Genomic DNA, 17,324 nt, shown 5'->3' on the forward strand with positions numbered 1-17,324 from the left:
GCGCTCACGCGGCGGTTCAGATAAAGGTGCTGATACTTCCAAAGTGAACCAATCCGTTGATGCGTATGCAGTAAATCTATTTTTTGCTTATAAATTTTTATGACAATGGAAACAGAATTGCGGCGTCGTGATAAGTCAGTGCACCGCTGTACAGGATATTACTCTCTTTCCAGCCGCCCACGCGATTTTGCTGCGCAGCTGAATGAAGCATCCAGCGGCCAGATTGGCGTAATGGTGACGGTTGTCGGGACTGCTTATAGATTTCTTTTGCCTGAGCATTGCGTGAAGTTAGGAACCAGGACGGATGCCAACTCAGGTTTACCCATAAAGTATTGCCTGTTCCGGTGAATTTAGATGTGCCCAGACGGTTTTTAATTGAGAAATTTTTGATCCGCTTGCCAAGACGCAGCTGGTCGGGCAATGGCGCATTATGTCGGAAGACGTTTTGAGTAATGAATTCAACATTAATGTATTGAATTGCGGCGCGCTGAAGGGCGGTATAAGAAACGTCCTGCGTGGAATCAGAATGCCCAGCCAATAGCGGCTTGCTGGCGACCGAACCGGTCCAGCAAGAAACAGCAATAAGCAGGATCAACAACCAGCGCATCTTTCGCGTTTCGCTCCCAAAGTGGCGGGAAAAAAAAGAGCAGTCACTTTAGCAAAATAGCAGGATATGAAACAGGGAAATATAGGCGTTAATTGATGGTTTATTGTACCGCTTTTAAGAAATAGCTTCTCTGCTTACATTTGCTGACAGATCTCGACATTTACTGACTAGAGTGATCCCGCCAATGCAAGGTTATAAGAGGGAAACCGCAATTTTTGCAGGCGGTATCCCTTTTATTTTTCGATTCTTCCTGCGGAAAAACGTAGGTAATAGTAGCGGGGAGACTATTCAGCTCAGGCTTTGCTGTTTATCGTCATATTGTTGGCCGCAAGATTATCCAGATGAACCACTGGATTTTCTGCAAATAAATAACGATCGACGTTAAATTCGAAATCATCAGTGGTGGCATGGAACAGCATTTGCTTGGTGTTTTCCAGATGCTGCCACATTGCCAGTTTGCTGGCATAAGGATCTTTACGCATTAACGCTTTCAGGATCTGATCGTGATCTTCGCACCAGCTCTCAATGGATTTATCGTCAATGTGCTCATGCAGTTTGATCCAATACGGATTATGCACCCGTTGGCTCCACATTTTCTCGACGATAGTGGCCATCGCGGTATTTTGGGTAGCCAGAGCGACCTGCACATGGAATTTCAAATCCCATTGTGAATCCCGAAAACGATCTTCCTGACGAGCGTGTTCCTGTATTTCAATCAGTTTGACTATATCCTGACGAGTGATTTGCGTTGCTGCAAACTCGGCGATATTGCTTTCAATTAACTGGCGCGCCTGAAGTAGCTCAAAAGGACCGGCAGCAGCGAACTCAATTTCATTGCTTGGCATGACCAAATGCTTCTGCTGATTGGACATGACGTGGATGCCAGAGCCTTTGCGTACTTCTACGTAGCCCTCGACTTCCAGCATAATAATCGCTTCACGGACGACGGTTCTGCTGACATTCATTTCTTCCGAAATATAGCGCTCAGCAGGCAACTTATCGCCAACCTGATACACACCAGCTTCGATGCGTCGTTTTAACTCTGCGGCCAACTGTTGGTATAACCGTCTGGTATCTGTGAATTCCATGATTAAGGCTCTTGGATCAATTGAGGCAGATAATGTTATGACTCAGTGTTGTCAGGGCTTGGAGGCTATCCCGAACGGCATATCTCGCGGACTTGTTATACCACTTATTCCCGATTGGTTCTAGCTATTGCTATCACAGATATACTTAACCAAAGGTAGTGTAGGGCGGAGAAAAACAAACCCGGCAAGCTTCTGCCGGGCTAGTGTGTGCGCAGTGCGTCACTCTTGGAGAACGTCGCCGGACGGGTTAATTTTGCTCAGCCGGTGCTTGTTGTATCGGATCTGTCTGTGAGTCATCGGCAGGGCGATTTTGCAGCACCGTCCAGATAACGATGACTGCCAGTACGTCGAACACCGCCAGCGCGGCAAATAGTGGGCTGAAGCCCAACGTATCTGCTAATGCGCCAACCACCAGAGCAAACAGCGTACTGGCAGTCCAGGCTGCCATGCCGGTTAACCCGTTGGCAGTGGCGACTTCGTTACGACCGAAGACATCGGAAGACAGGGTAATCAGCGCGCCAGATAGAGACTGGTGAGCAAAACCACCGATACACAGCAGAGCAATAGCGACATAAGGACTAGTGAACAGGCCGATAGTGCCAGGCGCAATCATTAGCAGACCGCCCATAGTCACAACCAATTTACGAGAAACAATCAGATTCACTTTCAGGTATTTTTGGAACAACGGAGGCAGATAGCCACCGAGAATACAGCCAAGGTCAGCAAACAGCATTGGCATCCAGGCAAACATCGCAATTTCTTTCAGGTTAAAGCCATAGGCTTTGAACATGAATAGTGGAATCCAGGCATTGAACGTCCCCCAAGCCGGTTCTGCCAGAAAGCGTGGGATGGCTATACCCCAGAATTGGCGGTTACGGATAATCTGCATTGCAGACATCTTTTTCGAGTTGGAGGTGGAGTGGTGAGCTTCCTGACCGCTGAGAATATAGTCCCGTTCTTCATCCGTCAGTCGTTTCTGATCTTTCGGGTGTTTATAGAAAATTAACCAACAGATAGCCCAAATCAGGCTGAGCACACCGGTAATGATGAAAGCCATTTGCCAGCTGTGCATGACTATAGCCCAGACCACTAACGGTGGAGCAATCATTCCGCCAATGGATGAACCGACGTTAAAATAACCAACGGCAATAGAACGCTCTTTCGCCGGGAACCATTCGCTACTGGCTTTCAAGCCTGCGGGGATCATGGCTGCTTCAGCTGCACCCACGGCACCACGGGCAATGGCCAGGCCGCCCCAACTGCTGGCTAACGCGGTACCCATACAGAATATCGCCCACATAACGGCGAACATGGCGTAGCCGATTTTGGTTCCCATGACGTCCAGTACGTAACCTGCAACCGGCTGCATCAAAGTGTAAGCGGCGGAATAAGCGGCGATAATATAAGAATACTGTTGCGTAGTGATATGTAGCTGTTCTTGAAGCGTAGGTGCGGCGACGGCGATGGCGTTACGTGTCAGATAACCCAAAATCGTGCCCATGGTGACCAAGGCTATCATGTACCAGCGTAACCCTTTAATTTTACGCATTTCTAAATCTCTCCCAGTCTCTAAGATTACTGCTATGGAGTGCTGTCTGGCGGCAGTCCATGGCGCAATTTGGTCCATCCAGTCGATGCCCGTGCACCCGGTGGTACCTAAACGCTCCTTTTTTGATCGTGTCTCTCAACGCCGAGGGGGTTAAATCAAGCTGATGCCCCTAAGGTTGCGATGCCTGGTATCACCACGGTCCTAAGCCGTTAGAAAAATGACACTGACGATGTATTCCTTCACCGACGACCTGTAATTTTTTCGATTTGGTTTCCCCTGAACTCTCATGATGCGTATCCATAAGACAACTCAGGGCGACGCAACAATAACTTGTCATACAGATTTAAAAGTTGAGTGACATCACAAAAACCACTTTTCAATTAGGGAATAATAGAACTCGTCAGCCTTAGTGCTGCAAGGGACTAAATAATAGAAAATGTTGAGTATTTGTTCATTTTGTTAGGTTTTTGCGATCACTGTCTTGTAAAAAGTGCTGGACGGTAAGTGGAATTGGTGTGATAACTTCGCGATAACAGAAAACAGTGCTCTACGATGTAGCCATGTGAGGAAGCCAATATGTCGCAGTTTTTAACCGAAGATTTTTTGCTGGATACCGAGTTTGCCCGTCGTCTGTATCACGATTATGCAAAAGATCAGCCGATTTATGACTATCACTGCCATTTACCACCGGAACAAATCGCAGAAGACTATCGTTTTAAGAACCTGTATGACATCTGGCTGAAGGGCGATCACTATAAATGGCGCGCTATGCGTACCAACGGCGTTGCCGAACGATTCTGTACTGGCGATGCCAGCGATCGGGAAAAATTCGAAGCTTGGGCCGCAACCGTCCCTCACACAATTGGCAATCCTCTGTATCACTGGACTCATCTGGAATTACGTCGTCCTTTCGGTATTACCGGCAAACTGCTTTCGCCGAAAACATCGGAAGAAATCTGGCAACGTGGCAATGAGCTGTTGGCTCAACCGGCTTTCTCTGCGCGCGGTATCATGCAACAGATGAATGTCAAAATGGTCGGCACCACCGATGATCCTATTGACGATCTGCGCCACCACAAAGCTATCGCCGCGGATGGCAGCTTTAACATCAAAGTGTTGCCAAGTTGGCGTCCGGATAAAGCCTTCAATATTGAAGCCGCCGGTTTTCGCGATTACCTGAAGCTGCTGGAAGCTGCGGCAGATACGTCTATAAGTAAATTCTCCGACCTGTGCGACGCATTGAACAAACGTATGGATCACTTTGCCGCTCACGGCTGTAAAGTCTCTGACCATGCGTTGGACGTGGTGGTCTATGGTGAAGCAGACGAAACGACGCTCGACGGTATTCTAGCTCGTCGTCTGACGGGAACTCAGCCAACGCTGGAAGAAGTGGCTCAGTTTAAAACCGCTGTGTTGCTATTTTTATCTGGTGAATATCATCGTCGTGAATGGGTTCAGCAATATCACATCGGTGCGCTGCGTAATAACAACAGTCGCATGTTCAATCTGGTTGGCCCAGATATCGGTTTTGACTCGATTAATGACCAGCCGCTGGCTCAGCCGCTTTCCCGTTTGCTGGATGCGCAAGGTCTGCGTAATGCGCTACCGAAAACGATCCTGTACTGCCTGAATCCACGCGATAACGAAGTCATTGGCACTATGGTCGGCAATTTCCAGGGCGAAGGTGCCGCAGGGAAAATGCAGTTCGGTTCCGGCTGGTGGTTCAACGATCAAAAAGACGGTATGCAGCGCCAAATGACCCAACTGGCGCAGCTGGGTTTGCTAAGCCGCTTTGTCGGTATGCTGACCGATAGCCGCAGCTTCCTCTCTTATACACGTCATGAATATTTCCGCCGAATACTGTGTCAGATGATTGGCCGCTGGGTGGCAGGTGGTGAAGCACCGGCAGACATTGAACTGCTGGGTGCGATGGTGAAAAACATCTGTTTCGATAACGCCAAACAGTATTTCGCTATCGAATTGTAATGTGCCAAGCGGGAGCGCCAATCGGCCTCCCGCCTTTCAAACTTTTGCTTAATTCAACGCTGTCTGCGGGACGGAAAGCGACGGGCTGTGCATATGATGCCGGTTTATCGCCCGTGGCCTGTCTATGGCGGAACGCGTTATGAGGTAGATCAACATGCTAACCCTGAACCGTCGTGATTTTCCCGGCCGCAGTTACCCTGACAAAGTCATTCAATTTGGCGAAGGCAATTTCCTGCGCGCCTTTGTCGATTGGCAACTGGACCTTTTGAACGAACATACCGATCTTAACGCTGGGATCGTAGTGATCCGGCCAATAGATACGGATTTTCCTCCGTCCTTGAGTACGCAGGATGGCCTGTATACCACGGTCATTCGCGGTCTGAATGAGCAGGGGGAAGCGGTGCGGGAATCTCGGCTGATCCGTTCGGTGAATCGGGAGATCAATATCTATCGTCAATTCGACGAGTATCTGGCACTGGCTCGCGATGCTAATATTCGCTTTGTTTTTTCCAATACGACCGAAGCCGGTATCGCCTGGAATGAGCAAGATAAACCGGATGATGCGCCACCGGCGTCATTTCCAGCTAAGCTGACTCGCTTATTATTTGAGCGCTATACGCATTTTGACGGCGCGGCAGATAAAGGCTGGGTGTTGTTGCCCTGTGAATTAATCGATTATAACGGCGAAGCCTTGCGGGAACTGGTGCTGCGCTATGCGGAGCATTGGCAGTTACCGTCTGGATTTACCCGTTGGCTAACAGAAAATAATACTTTTTGCTCAACGTTGGTGGATCGGATTGTGACCGGTTATCCCCGCGATGAAGTGACCGCTTTACAGGCTGAATTGGGCTATCAGGACAGCTTCCTCGATACGGCGGAATACTTCTATCTCTTTGTTATTCAAGGGCCACAGTGGTTGGCAAAAGAGTTGCGTCTGGATCAACTGGATCTGAATGTGTGCATCGTGGATGACATCAAGCCGTATAAAGAGCGTAAAGTCGCCATTTTGAACGGTGCTCACACAGCGCTGGTGCCTATCGCTTATCTGGCCGGTCTGGATACCGTCGGGCAAACCATGAATGATTCTGAAATCAGTCAGTTCGTGGAAAAAACCATGATTGAAGAAATCGTTCCGGTTTTGGATTTACCTGAGGATGAACTGCTTTCCTTCTCGCAGGCGGTATTAAGCCGTTTCCGTAACCCTTTCATTCAGCACCAGTTATTGTCTATTGCGTTGAACGGTATGACCAAATTCCGTACCCGCATTTTGCCTCAGCTGCTGGCTTACCAGCAGCAAAAGGGCAAGCTGCCGCCGCGTTTAACCTTTGCATTAGCCGCGTTGATCGCCTTTTATCGCGGGGAACGTCAAGGAGAATCCTATCCGTTGCAAGACGACGCTCACTGGCTGGAAACCTACTCCCGTTTATGGAGCAGTGTGAAGCAATACGAAACGACTCCCGCCGCATTGGTTCAGACCGTTTTGTCTGATGCGAATCATTGGGGGCAGGATTTAACTGCAGTACCCCAGTTGGCCGAACAGGTGACAGAGCAACTGCAAACTATCCTGGATCGTGGAATGAGAGCAGCGGTTGCGGCTTACAGCTAAAGGTTTTCTATGCAAAAGACGATAAAAATTCACCCACTGGATAATGTAGCCGTTGCTCTACAGGATCTGGCGCAGGGAGAAGTCATCAAAATTGATGGCGATGCAATCACGCTGGCGCAGCCAGTGACCCGCGGGCATAAGTTTGCGCTAACTTTAATCCAGCCGGATCAAATGATTGTGAAATATGGTTTGCCGATAGGTCATGCACTTAGCCCGATTCAAACCGGTGAACATATTCATTCTCAAAACGCTAAAACCAATTTAAGTGACTTGGATGAATACCAATATCAGCCAGAATTTAGCGATCTGCCGGTGCAAATGGCCGATCGAGAAGTTCGGATCTATCGTCGCAAAAATGGCGACGTGGGCATTCGTAACGAATTGTGGATCATTCCAACCGTTGGCTGCGTTAACGGTATCGCGCGTCAGATCCAACAGCGTTTTCTGAAGGAAACCAACGAGGCGGAAGGCATTGACGGGGTGCATTTGTTTAGCCATCCGTTCGGCTGTTCACAGCTTGGTCAGGATCACGAAAATACCCGAACCATGCTGCAAAATATGGTGCGCCATCCTAATGCCGGTGCGGTATTAGTTATAGGTTTAGGCTGCGAGAACAATCAGGTCGACGTTTTCCAAACTACGCTGGGAGAAGTGGACAATGAGCGGGTTCGCTTTATGGTGTGCCAGCAGCAGGACGACGAAGTGGAAGCTGGCTTGGAACGACTGCGAGAACTATATCAGGTAATGCGCAGCGACCCGCGTGTGCCGGGTCAACTCAGCGAACTGAAATTTGGCCTGGAATGCGGTGGTTCGGACGGTTTGTCCGGTATCACGGCTAACCCACTCTTGGGGCGTTTCTCCGATTATGTGATTGCCAACGGTGGCACTTCGGTTTTGACTGAAGTACCAGAAATGTTTGGTGCAGAACGCATTTTGATGAGCCGTTGTCGCGATGAGTCTACCTTTGAAAAGACTGTTAGCATGGTGAATGATTTTAAACAGTATTTCATCGCTCATCATCAGCCAATTTACGAAAATCCGTCACCGGGTAATAAGGCTGGCGGCATTACTACGCTGGAAGAAAAATCGTTGGGCTGCACCCAAAAAGCAGGGCAAAGCAAAGTGGTCGACGTGCTGAAGTACGGCGAGCGCCTGCAACGTCCGGGGCTGAACTTGCTCAGCGCTCCGGGGAATGATGCGGTGGCAACCAGTGCGCTGGCGGGGGCAGGCTGTCATATGGTGCTATTCAGCACCGGTCGAGGTACGCCTTATGGTGGTTTCGTGCCTACGGTGAAACTGGCTACCAACAGCGAGTTGGCGGCGAAAAAACCTCACTGGATCGACTTTGATGCGGGAAAACTAATCAAAGGGACTTCAATGGATGTTTTACTGGAAGAGTTCGTCGAACTGATCGTCGCCATTGCCAATGGCAAACCGGCGCGCAATGAAGCCAATGATTTCCGTGAATTAGCTATTTTTAAAAGCGGAGTCACCTTGTAACTAGTATGGTTAACCATTAAAATAAAACGACGTTTCATTTTTCGCGCGCTTACCGTGGGCCCCGATTAGCGGTAAGCGCGTCGTTTTAGCTATGTTCGACTCCAGAAGAGATAGGGACTCCCCTATACCAGGAATACCCCACCATGACGTTCTATTGGTTTGCCCAAGCTGTTGGCGTATTGGCATTTTTTGTCGGTATTACCATGTTTTTCAACCGGGATGAACGACGTTTCAAACTGCAACTTTCGGCTTATAGCGCCATCATCGGTGGCCATTTCTTTCTGATGGGAGCCAGTGCAGCAGGCAGCAGTGCATTGCTTAACGCTCTACGCACCCTGATCTCGACCAAGACTCGTAGCAGCATAGTGATGGTTGTGTTTATCATTCTGACACTAACGTTAGGTTTGTGGCGAATGCATCACGTAGTAGAGCTTTTGCCGATAATTGGCACCGTAGCCAGTACTTGGGCGCTGTTCCGCACTCACGGCTTAACCACGCGCTGTATTATGTGGTGCTCAACCGCCTGTTGGGTAATTCATAATATCTGGCTGGGTTCGATTGGCGGATCGCTGATTGAAGGGAGTTTCCTGCTGATTAACGGCTTTAATATCATCCGCTTCCGTCGCTTGCAATTGCAGGGCATCGATCCTTTTCTGGTCGAAAAGAAAGGATAAAAAGGGCGGCTTTTGCCACCCTTTGGATAAGTGAGAATCTTGAGATTTAACGCGTTGCCAGCGGGTCTGGATTAGCCAGTTTGGCATCGTCAGCCTGACAGGCTGCGGCGGTAAACAGCACATCGGTAGAGGAGTTCAGCGCGGTTTCTGCCGAATCCTGCAATACGCCAATGATAAAGCCTACAGCAACTACCTGCATGGCGATTTCATTTGGAATACCGAATAAACCGCAGGCTAGCGGAATCAACAGCAACGAACCACCGGCCACACCGGAAGCGCCACAGGCGCACACAGCCGCGACTACGCTGAGCAATAATGCCGTCGGCAAATCAACCGCAATACCCAACGTATGTACCGCTGCCAGCGTCAACACGGTGATGGTAATTGCCGCGCCGGCCATATTGATGGTGGCACCCAGTGGAATGGAAACTGAATAGGTATCTTCGTTCAGATTCAGCTTTTTACAAAGTTCCATGTTCACTGGAATGTTGGCCGCAGAGCTACGGGTAAAGAATGCGGTTACACCGCTTTCACGCAGGCAGGCAAACACCAGTGGGTAAGGATTACGGCGAATTTTCCAGAAAACAATCAGTGGGTTAACCACCAGTGCTACCAGAAGCATACAGCCGATCAATACGACCAGCAGTTGCACATAGCCCAGTAATACGCCGAAGCCAGTTTCTGCCAGAGTAGAAGCTACCAGACCAAAAATACCCAGAGGAGCAAAGCGAATCACCACTCGTACCACGAAGGTAACGGCGTGAGACATATCAGAAATCAAAGACTTGGTAGTCTCTGAGCCATGACGCAGAGCAAAGCCTAAACCGACCGCCCAAGCCAGAATACCGATGTAATTGCCGTTCAATAGCGCATGAATCGGGTTGGCAACGATGCTCAGTAATAGCCCACGTAATACTTCAACAATGCCGCCCGGAGGGGAGATATCGGCATTATTGGTTGCCAATACCAGCGTCGAAGGGAACATGAAACTCACGGCGACGGCAATCAGGGCCGCCGAGAAGGTTCCTAACAAGTACAGGAACAGGATAGGGCGAATACTGGTTTTCTGACCCTGCTTATGATTTGCGATAGAAGCCATTACCAGCATCAATACTAATACCGGGGCGACGGCCTTCAATGCGCCGACAAACAAGGTGCCTAACAGGCCTACCGCGACAGCGGCTGATTGTGAAACGCTTGCCAGAATGATACCGGCAACCAAACCCACCAATATCTGTTTAACCAGACTTCCGTGGCTTAAGTAGTGAAATAGCCCTGATTTTTTGTTTTCCATAAATATCAATTTACCTCTTCCCAGTGAACTGAATGTCGCTGTGTTGAATGACGTTGTACAGGCTTCATACCTCGGCCGGAACCTGACCGGGTACTTTTTCTTCAAACCTGTAACCAAGTGTGTTTGCAGGGTTAGTATAAGGGAATGGAATAGGCTGGAAAGAAACAATTAGGGAAATATAATGTTGATCACTTTGCATAACATTTTGTTTACATATGTGTGATCAAGATAACATTTGGCGATTAGTGGTATCTGCCAAATAAATACGGGGTGACAGACACCCCGTGTAATAGATTATCAGGCAGATAGTCACATAGTTAGTGTGGTGTGTTTTGATCGGCGCGGTGATTCACCCAGGCATTCACTAGTAAAGTGAGGGCTAGAATACCGGCAACTACGCCAAGAGAGATGCCGATAGGAATATGGAACAGATCGATGATCATCATTTTGATTCCGATAAACACCAGAATCGCTGCCAGACCGTATTTCAATAGCGAGAAGCGCTCCGCCACGTTTGCTAGCAGGAAATACATGGCGCGCAGGCCGAGAATCGCGAACAGGTTAGAAGTCAGCACAATAAAGGGATCGGTGGTGATGGCAAAGATTGCTGGAATGCTGTCGACGGCAAAAATGACGTCGCTCAGCTCAACCAGAATCAGCACCAGCACCAAAGGTGTCGCGTACAACAGACCATTTTTGCGAATGACGAAACGTTCGCCGTGGAGTTCGTCAGTCATGCGTAAGTGATTGCGAATCCAGCGCACTAAGGGTTTATCACCAATGGGGCTGTTATCCTCTTTGGCAAATGCCATTTTCAGGCCGGTGAATAACAGGAAGGCACCGAACAGATAAAGAATCCAGCTAAATTGCGAAACCAGCCAGCTACCGGCGAAGATCATTGCCGTTCGCAGCACGATTGCCCCAAGTACGCCGTAGATCAGGATGCGTCGCTGTAGATTGGCAGGAACGGCAAAATAGCTGAATAGCATCAGCCAGACAAAGACATTATCGACCGCTAAGGCTTTTTCAATCAGATAGCCGGTCAGGAAAGCGAGCGCCTGCTTATCCGCAATTTCGCGCCCTACGCTTTCGCTCAGATACCACCAGAAACCGGCGTTAAACAGCATAGCCAGGCTCACCCATACCAACGACCAGGCGGCGGCCTGACGTAGCGTCATGGTTTGAGAGCCGCGACGGCCCTGAAGGAAAAGATCAACGGCGAGCATAATCGCGACTACAACGGCAAAACCGACCCAAAGTACGGGCGTACCAACGGAGTTCATCATCAGAGTAAACCTCATAAAAAAACAAAACGGCCAACGTCGGAAGACGCCAGCCGCTATGTCTGAGCTGCAAGCAAACCTCGCCTTCCGGCAAGGTCTCACTTACAACCCTGATGATGTAAAAGCGATTTAATTGCTTCTACATGATGAGGTTGCCCGGTAACCGAGTGCTTTCGCACCGTAATGACGGCAAACCGGCAATGAAGTTACTCCCCTTTGCAGCACCAAAATTAATTCAAAAGAGGGCGTTGGTCAATCACACCTATTCATTTTAATGATGATGCTTGCTGCGAATCCGCAGGGAAAACTACGCCAGTCTGGCGACGAATTTCAGTTTGAAGGCGCGCGGTGCTGACTGAAAGCGCTAAACCTGGATGCTCAACCTGATTTTTAGCAATCAAATCGGCGAAGGCTTCAGCTTCATACCTCATATTATTTTCATACTGCGGTAGCGTCAGATCCTGTATCTCCTGACCTCTTGGAGTATAGGTGATGCTGTGGCACTCAGAGATTCTTTCAATAACTAGCGTGCCGTCTTCGCCCTGAATTTCGCTAGGAATATGAGATTGGCTGACTTTGGAATGGAATAATACGACGTCGAATTCACCGTAATTCAGGCAGACCGTACCGTGAGCGTCGACTCCGCTGGGCAGCAGAGTGGCGCTAGCCTGTACGCTCTGAGGTTCTCCCCATAGCGCGATGGCGCTTGCCAGACAGTAATAGCCGATATCCATAATCGAGCCGTTAGAAAAAGCGGGATTGAAGGTATTAGGATTTTCGCCATTTAAATAACGCTGATAGCGAGAGGAATACTGGCAAAAATTGATAAAGGCTTTGCGTAACTGGCCTAACTTGGGCAACGCATTTTGCAGCTGAATAAAATTAGGCAAATAGGCAGTTTTAAACGCTTCGAAGAGTATGACCTGATATTTTTTGGCGCAGGCAATTAAGGCTTCAACCTCGGCCAGATTAGAGGCCAGAGATTTTTCGCAAATTACGTGCTTTTTATGACTGAGTAACAGCAAGGCTTGGGAATAGTGCAGAGAGTTGGGGCTGGCGATATAAACCGCATCTACCTCGTTGCTCTGGGCTAGGTGTTCCAGAGAATGAAAACAGGCGCTGACCCCAAATTTATTGCCGAAATTTTGCGCCTGCTCCAATTGACGTGAGTAGACCGCAGCCAACGACATCTTGCCACTTGCGTGGGCGGCATCAATAAACCGTTCGGTAATCCAGTTTGTGCCAATAACAGCAAAGCGAATCATAAAAGCTCCGTATCTGTGTACTGTGTCAGTCATTGAACCGCCGCCAGAAAAAGGGCTGACGATGAGAATTTATTGATGCCGTTAGGTCAATTAAGCGGTTAGTAAATATCGCCAAACAGAGATAATTGGGTCAGATAAAGCCGGGTATCGAACTCTAACTGATGATATTGCGGTTCCATGTGACAACACAGGCTATAAAAGGCTTTGTTGTGCTCTTTTTCTTTTAAGTGCGCCAATTCATGCACCACAATCATTTTCAGGAAAGGCTCAGGCGCATTTTTAAATACCGTCGCTACGCGAATTTCAGCCTTGGCTTTTAATTTCCCTCCCTGAATCCGTGAAATGGCGGTATGTAGCCCCAATGCGTGTTTCATTACTTGGATTTTGCTGTCGTAAGCCACTTTGCTCAGCGGTTGAGCGTTACGCAGGTACTGGTTCTTCAGATCCATGGTGTACTGATAAAGTGACTTATCCGTATTGTAATCATGCGGTTGAGGATAACGGCTGCGAAGAACCTGCCCCAAACGTTGTTCGGTGATTAACTGACGAACCTGGGTTTGCAACTGTTCGGGATAACCTTGCAGATAGGTCAATTCCTGCATCTGAGTATGCTCTGGCTGATAAGCCTCACCGTTAGGATTTTAACGATGATGGCTTTACGTTGGAAGTAATCAGCCGATAGTACCGTTTTCAGCTAAATTAAACAAAAATGCACCAAGGCCGGGATAGCGTTTTGAGTGCGCGCCCGGCACTGGAGGCCGTTTAGAATTGGTATTTCATGCCAAGACCCGCATTGGTGTCAGAGTAGCCTTGTTTGCCCATTTGATGGCCTAAATTACCCCAGATGTTAAGATCTTTATTAAAGATGCCTTCAATACCTAACTTAACTTCTGCGATATGCTTTCCACCCGAACGATCAATTTTTGCGTTATCCATAATGATTCCCGCAGCTTTGCTATTATGGATCCAGTTTGTCTCCAGATAAGGTTTGACTGACAGTGTGCGTTTCTCCGACAGCGTGCCAGAGTTGATCTGCATATAACTGCGTAAGCCGACGTTTGTCATCCAATGGTGGTTGTCTTTAGGTGAAATCAGCGTGCCATAAGCATCAACATGATTTTTAGCTTTAATTCCCTGCCAAACGGCCTGAGCTTTAGGTTGGATAAATAAACCAAACTGTTCCTGATCAATCAGTGGGTGTTTAAAACCAGTTTCTATAGAGGTAGTAAATCCCTTACTTTTATATGATTCATTACCTTCTCCCTGGGTTTCGACGCTATTTTTAAACCAGCTATATTGCCCCAGAATATCAATATAGGCACCTAGCTTAGTGGAGCGATCGGCAAACCATGTGGTGTAAAGCCCCAAGTTATATCCGTGAGTGTTGGAATGGGCGCGATAACCGGTAATATTCGATTCGCTATTAGCATTGGCCTTTCCATATCCGCCAGTAATACCAAAGTATCCAACATCGTTATCGTTGGTTGACCATTGGTTCAAGATATCGCCTAACTGAATAGAGGAATATGTGGATTTACTGGCCAACTGGCCCGATGAATCCTTAAAACGATGAATACCTGCGGATGTTTTCATCCACATTGGGGGCGTCATTTTCTGGCCGCTGAGAGGATCTACATAATCGGTTTGATTAAAGCGATCGTGAATATCGCTGATAAAGAGTTTGTTAGCGGCTATCTGGTTGGCTATATAACCTGCCGCTTCTGGGCGGTACACCCGTGCGGTAGAGTTTGCCACTTTAGGATCCAGGGAGACCTTATTGGTGAGATACCAGCTTTTGCCAGCTGGCCCGTCGCGTAACAATCGATAATCATAAGCGCCGGATATAACGCGACCACGCTGAATAAAGTTGCCTTTTATTTCGCCTGAAACCTCTATGAGTTGAATATCCTGATCGTGTTTATTTATTGATTCGTTGACTCGGTGATTATGGATAGTGACAAAAGTTGTGCCTGCGCTGTCACTATTAATCCAAAGATATCCACCTGGGTATTCGTTATTACCAATTTGTGTGTGGAAGTGTATTTCATTTTGGCTATTATCAGATTGGTACTGGTTCATGTAAAAAATATAACTCCCCAGTTCGCTGCTGGGCAAAATGACTATTTTTGAGTTATTGCTCAAAGATAAACTTTCAATGATGGACTCATCATCTATTGTCCAGATATCGTTATTCAAATTTGGATTAATCACAACCGGGTGTATTACGTCGTTGGGAACGACATCAACATGCTGAGGGGGGGTATTAACCGCTACTTCGGTTGTTTTGTTTTGATTCATATCTTCATCTGAAGATGCATCAATAGATTTGGAACTGGCCGAGCTATTGATATGGTTATAAATGTTTTCTTCTGTAATAAGATCATCAGTAACATTAATTCCTAACGCAGGAGATAAATGATTAAGTGGCGTTATAGAGGATAGAGCACCTGCAATCTTAAATTGTAGATAAAGTTCATTGTTGAATTCTTTGATCAGGAACTCATGAATATGTTCAACACCAGAAGTGATGATTTCCACAACATCATTGACAGGAGTATCGATTCGACTGGCAGGCCAACGGGGAGCAGCAGCAGGCCAGCGCGGAGTTGCAGTAGGCCAATGGGGAGTAGCTGCTGACAAGTAAACAGCCTGAGGCTGAATGCTCAGTGCGCTAGGTGGCTCGAAGGTCGGCAGAGAAGCCCAAGAAGTCGTGCTGGCGTTAGCACTACTCATTGCCAACAGCGCAATGGCAATGCCTCTGGCACACCAATTACGATGAAAGGCTTTAGAGTGTTGAGTTTGGTATAAACGCGAACTTGGCGGGATTGTGTAGGGCAAAGCGCTGAATAGATCCATGAGTGAGTACCTTCCGTGGTTATATTGCTGGATAAGCATAGAAAATTGCACAGGCAGTTTCCCATTAATTAGTTCTTTAATTTGTTTCATTAATAATGTATTATCGGTATTGACTATATAACCTTTCCGATTGTAATAAGTTGGCGGATTGTATATTTGCCTATTTCGATTTGATAGCTGCAATATCCTTAGAGAACTAAAAATGGGATAAACTGTAGAATTTTTTGAGGTTTATTCGTTATTTAAATATATCTCTATGCATCAATAATATAACTATAAGAAGAATTCCCCTCTGGTTAGCCCAGTATCAATAAAACCCTTATTCACGAAAAAACAATTTACTGATCGCCCTTTTTAGGGGATAAACAGCCCAAATTTATCATTCAGGAGCGGCGATGAGCCAACTCGATCTGGAAACGCAAAGCCTAAGACTTGAACGTTTCCCACAGCAGGAAGATTCCAGCAACCTACAGGCGTGGGAAGCAGCAGATGAATATCTGTTAAAAAACATCGACATCAGTAAAGTTGGCGGACGCCCGGTGCTGCTGTTCAACGATCAATTTGGTGCTTTGGCCTGTGCATTACACGCGTCCAACCCGTATAGCGTCAGCGATTCTTATATGAGCCAGTTGGGTACCGCGCACAATCTGCATTTGAACCGTCTGGATGATAACGCGGTGACTTTGCTGAGCAGTATGGATGCCTTACCTGAGGCTCCGGCGTTGGTTGTGATTAAGATTCCTAAAGCGTTGGCATTACTGGAACATCAACTTCAGGCGCTGCGTCGCGTGGTGGCTCCCGATACCATTATTATTGCTGGCGCCAAAGCCCGTGACGTACACAATTCTACTTTGCAGCTGTTTGAGCGTATTTTAGGCCCAACCAAAACCAGCCTGGCATGGAAAAAAGCACGACTGATTCACTGTGAAGTGGCTGATTTACCGCTGACAGAAACACCTGAAACCACCGATTGGAAGCTGGGCGGCACTGATTATGTAATTCATAATCACGCTAACGTTTTCTCTCGCAACAATCTGGATATCGGCGCGCGTTTCTTTATGGAAAACCTGCCGTACAATCTGAGTGGAAAAATGGCCGATCTGGGCTGTGGGAACGGCGTGGTCGGGCTGATTGCCGTTGAGCAGAATCCGGATGCAGAAATGCTGTTCGTGGATGAGTCTTATATGGCGGTGGCTTCCAGCCGTTTGAATATTGAGCGCAATTTGCCGCAGGATCTGGCGCGCTGCGAGTTTATGGTGAGCCACGGTCTTGCTGGCGTAGAACGTGAAAGTTTGCAGATGGTCTTCTGTAATCCTCCTTTCCATCAACAACATACCGTCAGTGATCACGTCGCCTGGCAGATGTTTTGTGATGCGAAACGTTGCCTGAAAACCGGTGGTGAGCTAATGATTGTTGGTAACCGTCATTTGGACTACTACCATAAGCTGAATCGCCTGTTTGGTAACTGTGAAACCATCGATTCCAATCAGAAATTTGTCGTATTGAAAGCGGTGAAAACCAGCTCCAGCTCTCGTTCCGAGGGCGGCGGCTCAGGCAGCCTGGATATGTCTTACAGCGATTTTTAATCGTGCAGAGGGGAGCTGAGGCTCCCCTTT

At 47.9% G+C, this 17,324-nt stretch carries 13 protein-coding genes; 5 read left to right on the forward strand and 8 right to left on the reverse strand.

Annotation, left to right across the window (positions count from 1 at the left end):
• Positions 1–97: 97 nt before the first annotated feature.
• From DBA33_RS04580 to DBA33_RS04590, 3 genes are all read right to left on the reverse strand, one after another.
• Positions 98–607 (reverse strand): hypothetical protein, encoded by a 510-nt coding sequence (locus DBA33_RS04580; RefSeq protein WP_120805684.1) that lies wholly within the window; start codon positions 605–607, stop codon positions 98–100.
• A gap of 293 nt (positions 608–900) precedes the next feature.
• Complete coding sequence (exuR, locus tag DBA33_RS04585) at positions 901–1,695, reverse strand: transcriptional regulator ExuR (protein ID WP_049597832.1); 795 nt, start codon at positions 1,693–1,695, stop codon at positions 901–903.
• 247 nt (positions 1,696–1,942) lie between these two features.
• Positions 1,943–3,244: an MFS transporter gene (locus DBA33_RS04590; protein WP_064515294.1), complete on the reverse strand. Its 1,302-nt coding sequence runs from the start codon at positions 3,242–3,244 to the stop codon at positions 1,943–1,945.
• Positions 3,245–3,820: 576 nt separating this feature from the next.
• Between DBA33_RS04590 and uxaC the strand changes: the two genes are divergently transcribed.
• The 4 genes from uxaC to DBA33_RS04610 all read left to right on the forward strand — a co-directional run bounded on the left by uxaC (position 3,821) and on the right by DBA33_RS04610 (position 9,010).
• Complete coding sequence (gene uxaC / locus DBA33_RS04595) at positions 3,821–5,230, forward strand: glucuronate isomerase (protein WP_120805686.1); 1,410 nt, start codon at positions 3,821–3,823, stop codon at positions 5,228–5,230.
• A 154-nt stretch (positions 5,231–5,384) separates the two neighbouring features.
• Positions 5,385–6,836, forward strand: a complete 1,452-nt coding sequence (locus DBA33_RS04600) for a tagaturonate reductase (protein ID WP_120805688.1) — start codon at positions 5,385–5,387, stop codon at positions 6,834–6,836.
• A gap of 9 nt (positions 6,837–6,845) precedes the next feature.
• The gene (locus DBA33_RS04605; protein ID WP_064515288.1) at positions 6,846–8,336 is read left to right on the forward strand and encodes an altronate dehydratase family protein; all 1,491 of its coding nucleotides are present in this window, start codon (positions 6,846–6,848) and stop codon (positions 8,334–8,336) included.
• Between the two features lie 143 nt (positions 8,337–8,479).
• Complete coding sequence (locus tag DBA33_RS04610) at positions 8,480–9,010, forward strand: YgjV family protein (protein ID WP_064515286.1); 531 nt, start codon at positions 8,480–8,482, stop codon at positions 9,008–9,010.
• A gap of 46 nt (positions 9,011–9,056) precedes the next feature.
• Here the strand turns inward: DBA33_RS04610 and sstT are convergent, their stop codons facing one another.
• The 5 genes from sstT to DBA33_RS04635 form a co-directional block, all read right to left on the reverse strand.
• Positions 9,057–10,304 (reverse strand): serine/threonine transporter SstT, encoded by a 1,248-nt coding sequence (gene sstT / locus DBA33_RS04615; protein ID WP_064515284.1) that lies wholly within the window; start codon positions 10,302–10,304, stop codon positions 9,057–9,059.
• 317 nt (positions 10,305–10,621) lie between these two features.
• The gene (locus DBA33_RS04620) at positions 10,622–11,590 is read right to left on the reverse strand and encodes a TerC family protein (RefSeq protein WP_120805690.1); all 969 of its coding nucleotides are present in this window, start codon (positions 11,588–11,590) and stop codon (positions 10,622–10,624) included.
• Positions 11,591–11,853: 263 nt separating this feature from the next.
• Positions 11,854–12,852 carry a Gfo/Idh/MocA family oxidoreductase gene (locus DBA33_RS04625; RefSeq protein WP_064515280.1) on the reverse strand — a complete coding sequence of 333 codons (999 nt, stop codon included), beginning with the start codon at positions 12,850–12,852 and terminating at the stop codon, positions 11,854–11,856.
• Positions 12,853–12,950: 98 nt separating this feature from the next.
• Positions 12,951–13,454 carry a M48 family metallopeptidase gene (locus DBA33_RS04630; RefSeq protein WP_064515277.1) on the reverse strand — a complete coding sequence of 168 codons (504 nt, stop codon included), beginning with the start codon at positions 13,452–13,454 and terminating at the stop codon, positions 12,951–12,953.
• 160 nt (positions 13,455–13,614) lie between these two features.
• Positions 13,615–15,708, reverse strand: a complete 2,094-nt coding sequence (locus DBA33_RS04635; protein ID WP_162975158.1) for an autotransporter outer membrane beta-barrel domain-containing protein — start codon at positions 15,706–15,708, stop codon at positions 13,615–13,617.
• Positions 15,709–16,103: 395 nt separating this feature from the next.
• Here DBA33_RS04635 and rlmG point away from each other — a divergent pair, with 395 nt between their 5' ends.
• Positions 16,104–17,294 carry a 23S rRNA (guanine(1835)-N(2))-methyltransferase RlmG gene (gene rlmG, locus DBA33_RS04640; RefSeq protein WP_064515274.1) on the forward strand — a complete coding sequence of 397 codons (1,191 nt, stop codon included), beginning with the start codon at positions 16,104–16,106 and terminating at the stop codon, positions 17,292–17,294.
• The last annotated feature ends 30 nt before the right edge of the window (positions 17,295–17,324 follow it).

It is taken from the genome of Yersinia sp. IP36721, assembly GCF_003634395.1.
GTDB lineage: Bacteria > Pseudomonadota > Gammaproteobacteria > Enterobacterales > Enterobacteriaceae > Yersinia > Yersinia entomophaga.

Coding starts and splice junctions, on each gene's coding strand:
- DBA33_RS04580 (WP_120805684.1), bottom strand. CDS start 607: ATGCGCTGGTTGTTGATCCTGCTTATTGCTGTTTCTTGCTGGACCGGT.
- exuR (WP_049597832.1), bottom strand. CDS start 1,695: ATGGAATTCACAGATACCAGACGGTTATACCAACAGTTGGCCGCAGAG.
- DBA33_RS04590 (WP_064515294.1), bottom strand. CDS start 3,244: ATGCGTAAAATTAAAGGGTTACGCTGGTACATGATAGCCTTGGTCACC.
- uxaC (WP_120805686.1), top strand. CDS start 3,821: ATGTCGCAGTTTTTAACCGAAGATTTTTTGCTGGATACCGAGTTTGCC.
- DBA33_RS04600 (WP_120805688.1), top strand. CDS start 5,385: ATGCTAACCCTGAACCGTCGTGATTTTCCCGGCCGCAGTTACCCTGAC.
- DBA33_RS04605 (WP_064515288.1), top strand. CDS start 6,846: ATGCAAAAGACGATAAAAATTCACCCACTGGATAATGTAGCCGTTGCT.
- DBA33_RS04610 (WP_064515286.1), top strand. CDS start 8,480: ATGACGTTCTATTGGTTTGCCCAAGCTGTTGGCGTATTGGCATTTTTT.
- sstT (WP_064515284.1), bottom strand. CDS start 10,304: ATGGAAAACAAAAAATCAGGGCTATTTCACTACTTAAGCCACGGAAGT.
- DBA33_RS04620 (WP_120805690.1), bottom strand. CDS start 11,590: ATGATGAACTCCGTTGGTACGCCCGTACTTTGGGTCGGTTTTGCCGTT.
- DBA33_RS04625 (WP_064515280.1), bottom strand. CDS start 12,852: ATGATTCGCTTTGCTGTTATTGGCACAAACTGGATTACCGAACGGTTT.
- DBA33_RS04630 (WP_064515277.1), bottom strand. CDS start 13,454: ATGCAGGAATTGACCTATCTGCAAGGTTATCCCGAACAGTTGCAAACC.
- DBA33_RS04635 (WP_162975158.1), bottom strand. CDS start 15,708: ATGGATCTATTCAGCGCTTTGCCCTACACAATCCCGCCAAGTTCGCGT.
- rlmG (WP_064515274.1), top strand. CDS start 16,104: ATGAGCCAACTCGATCTGGAAACGCAAAGCCTAAGACTTGAACGTTTC.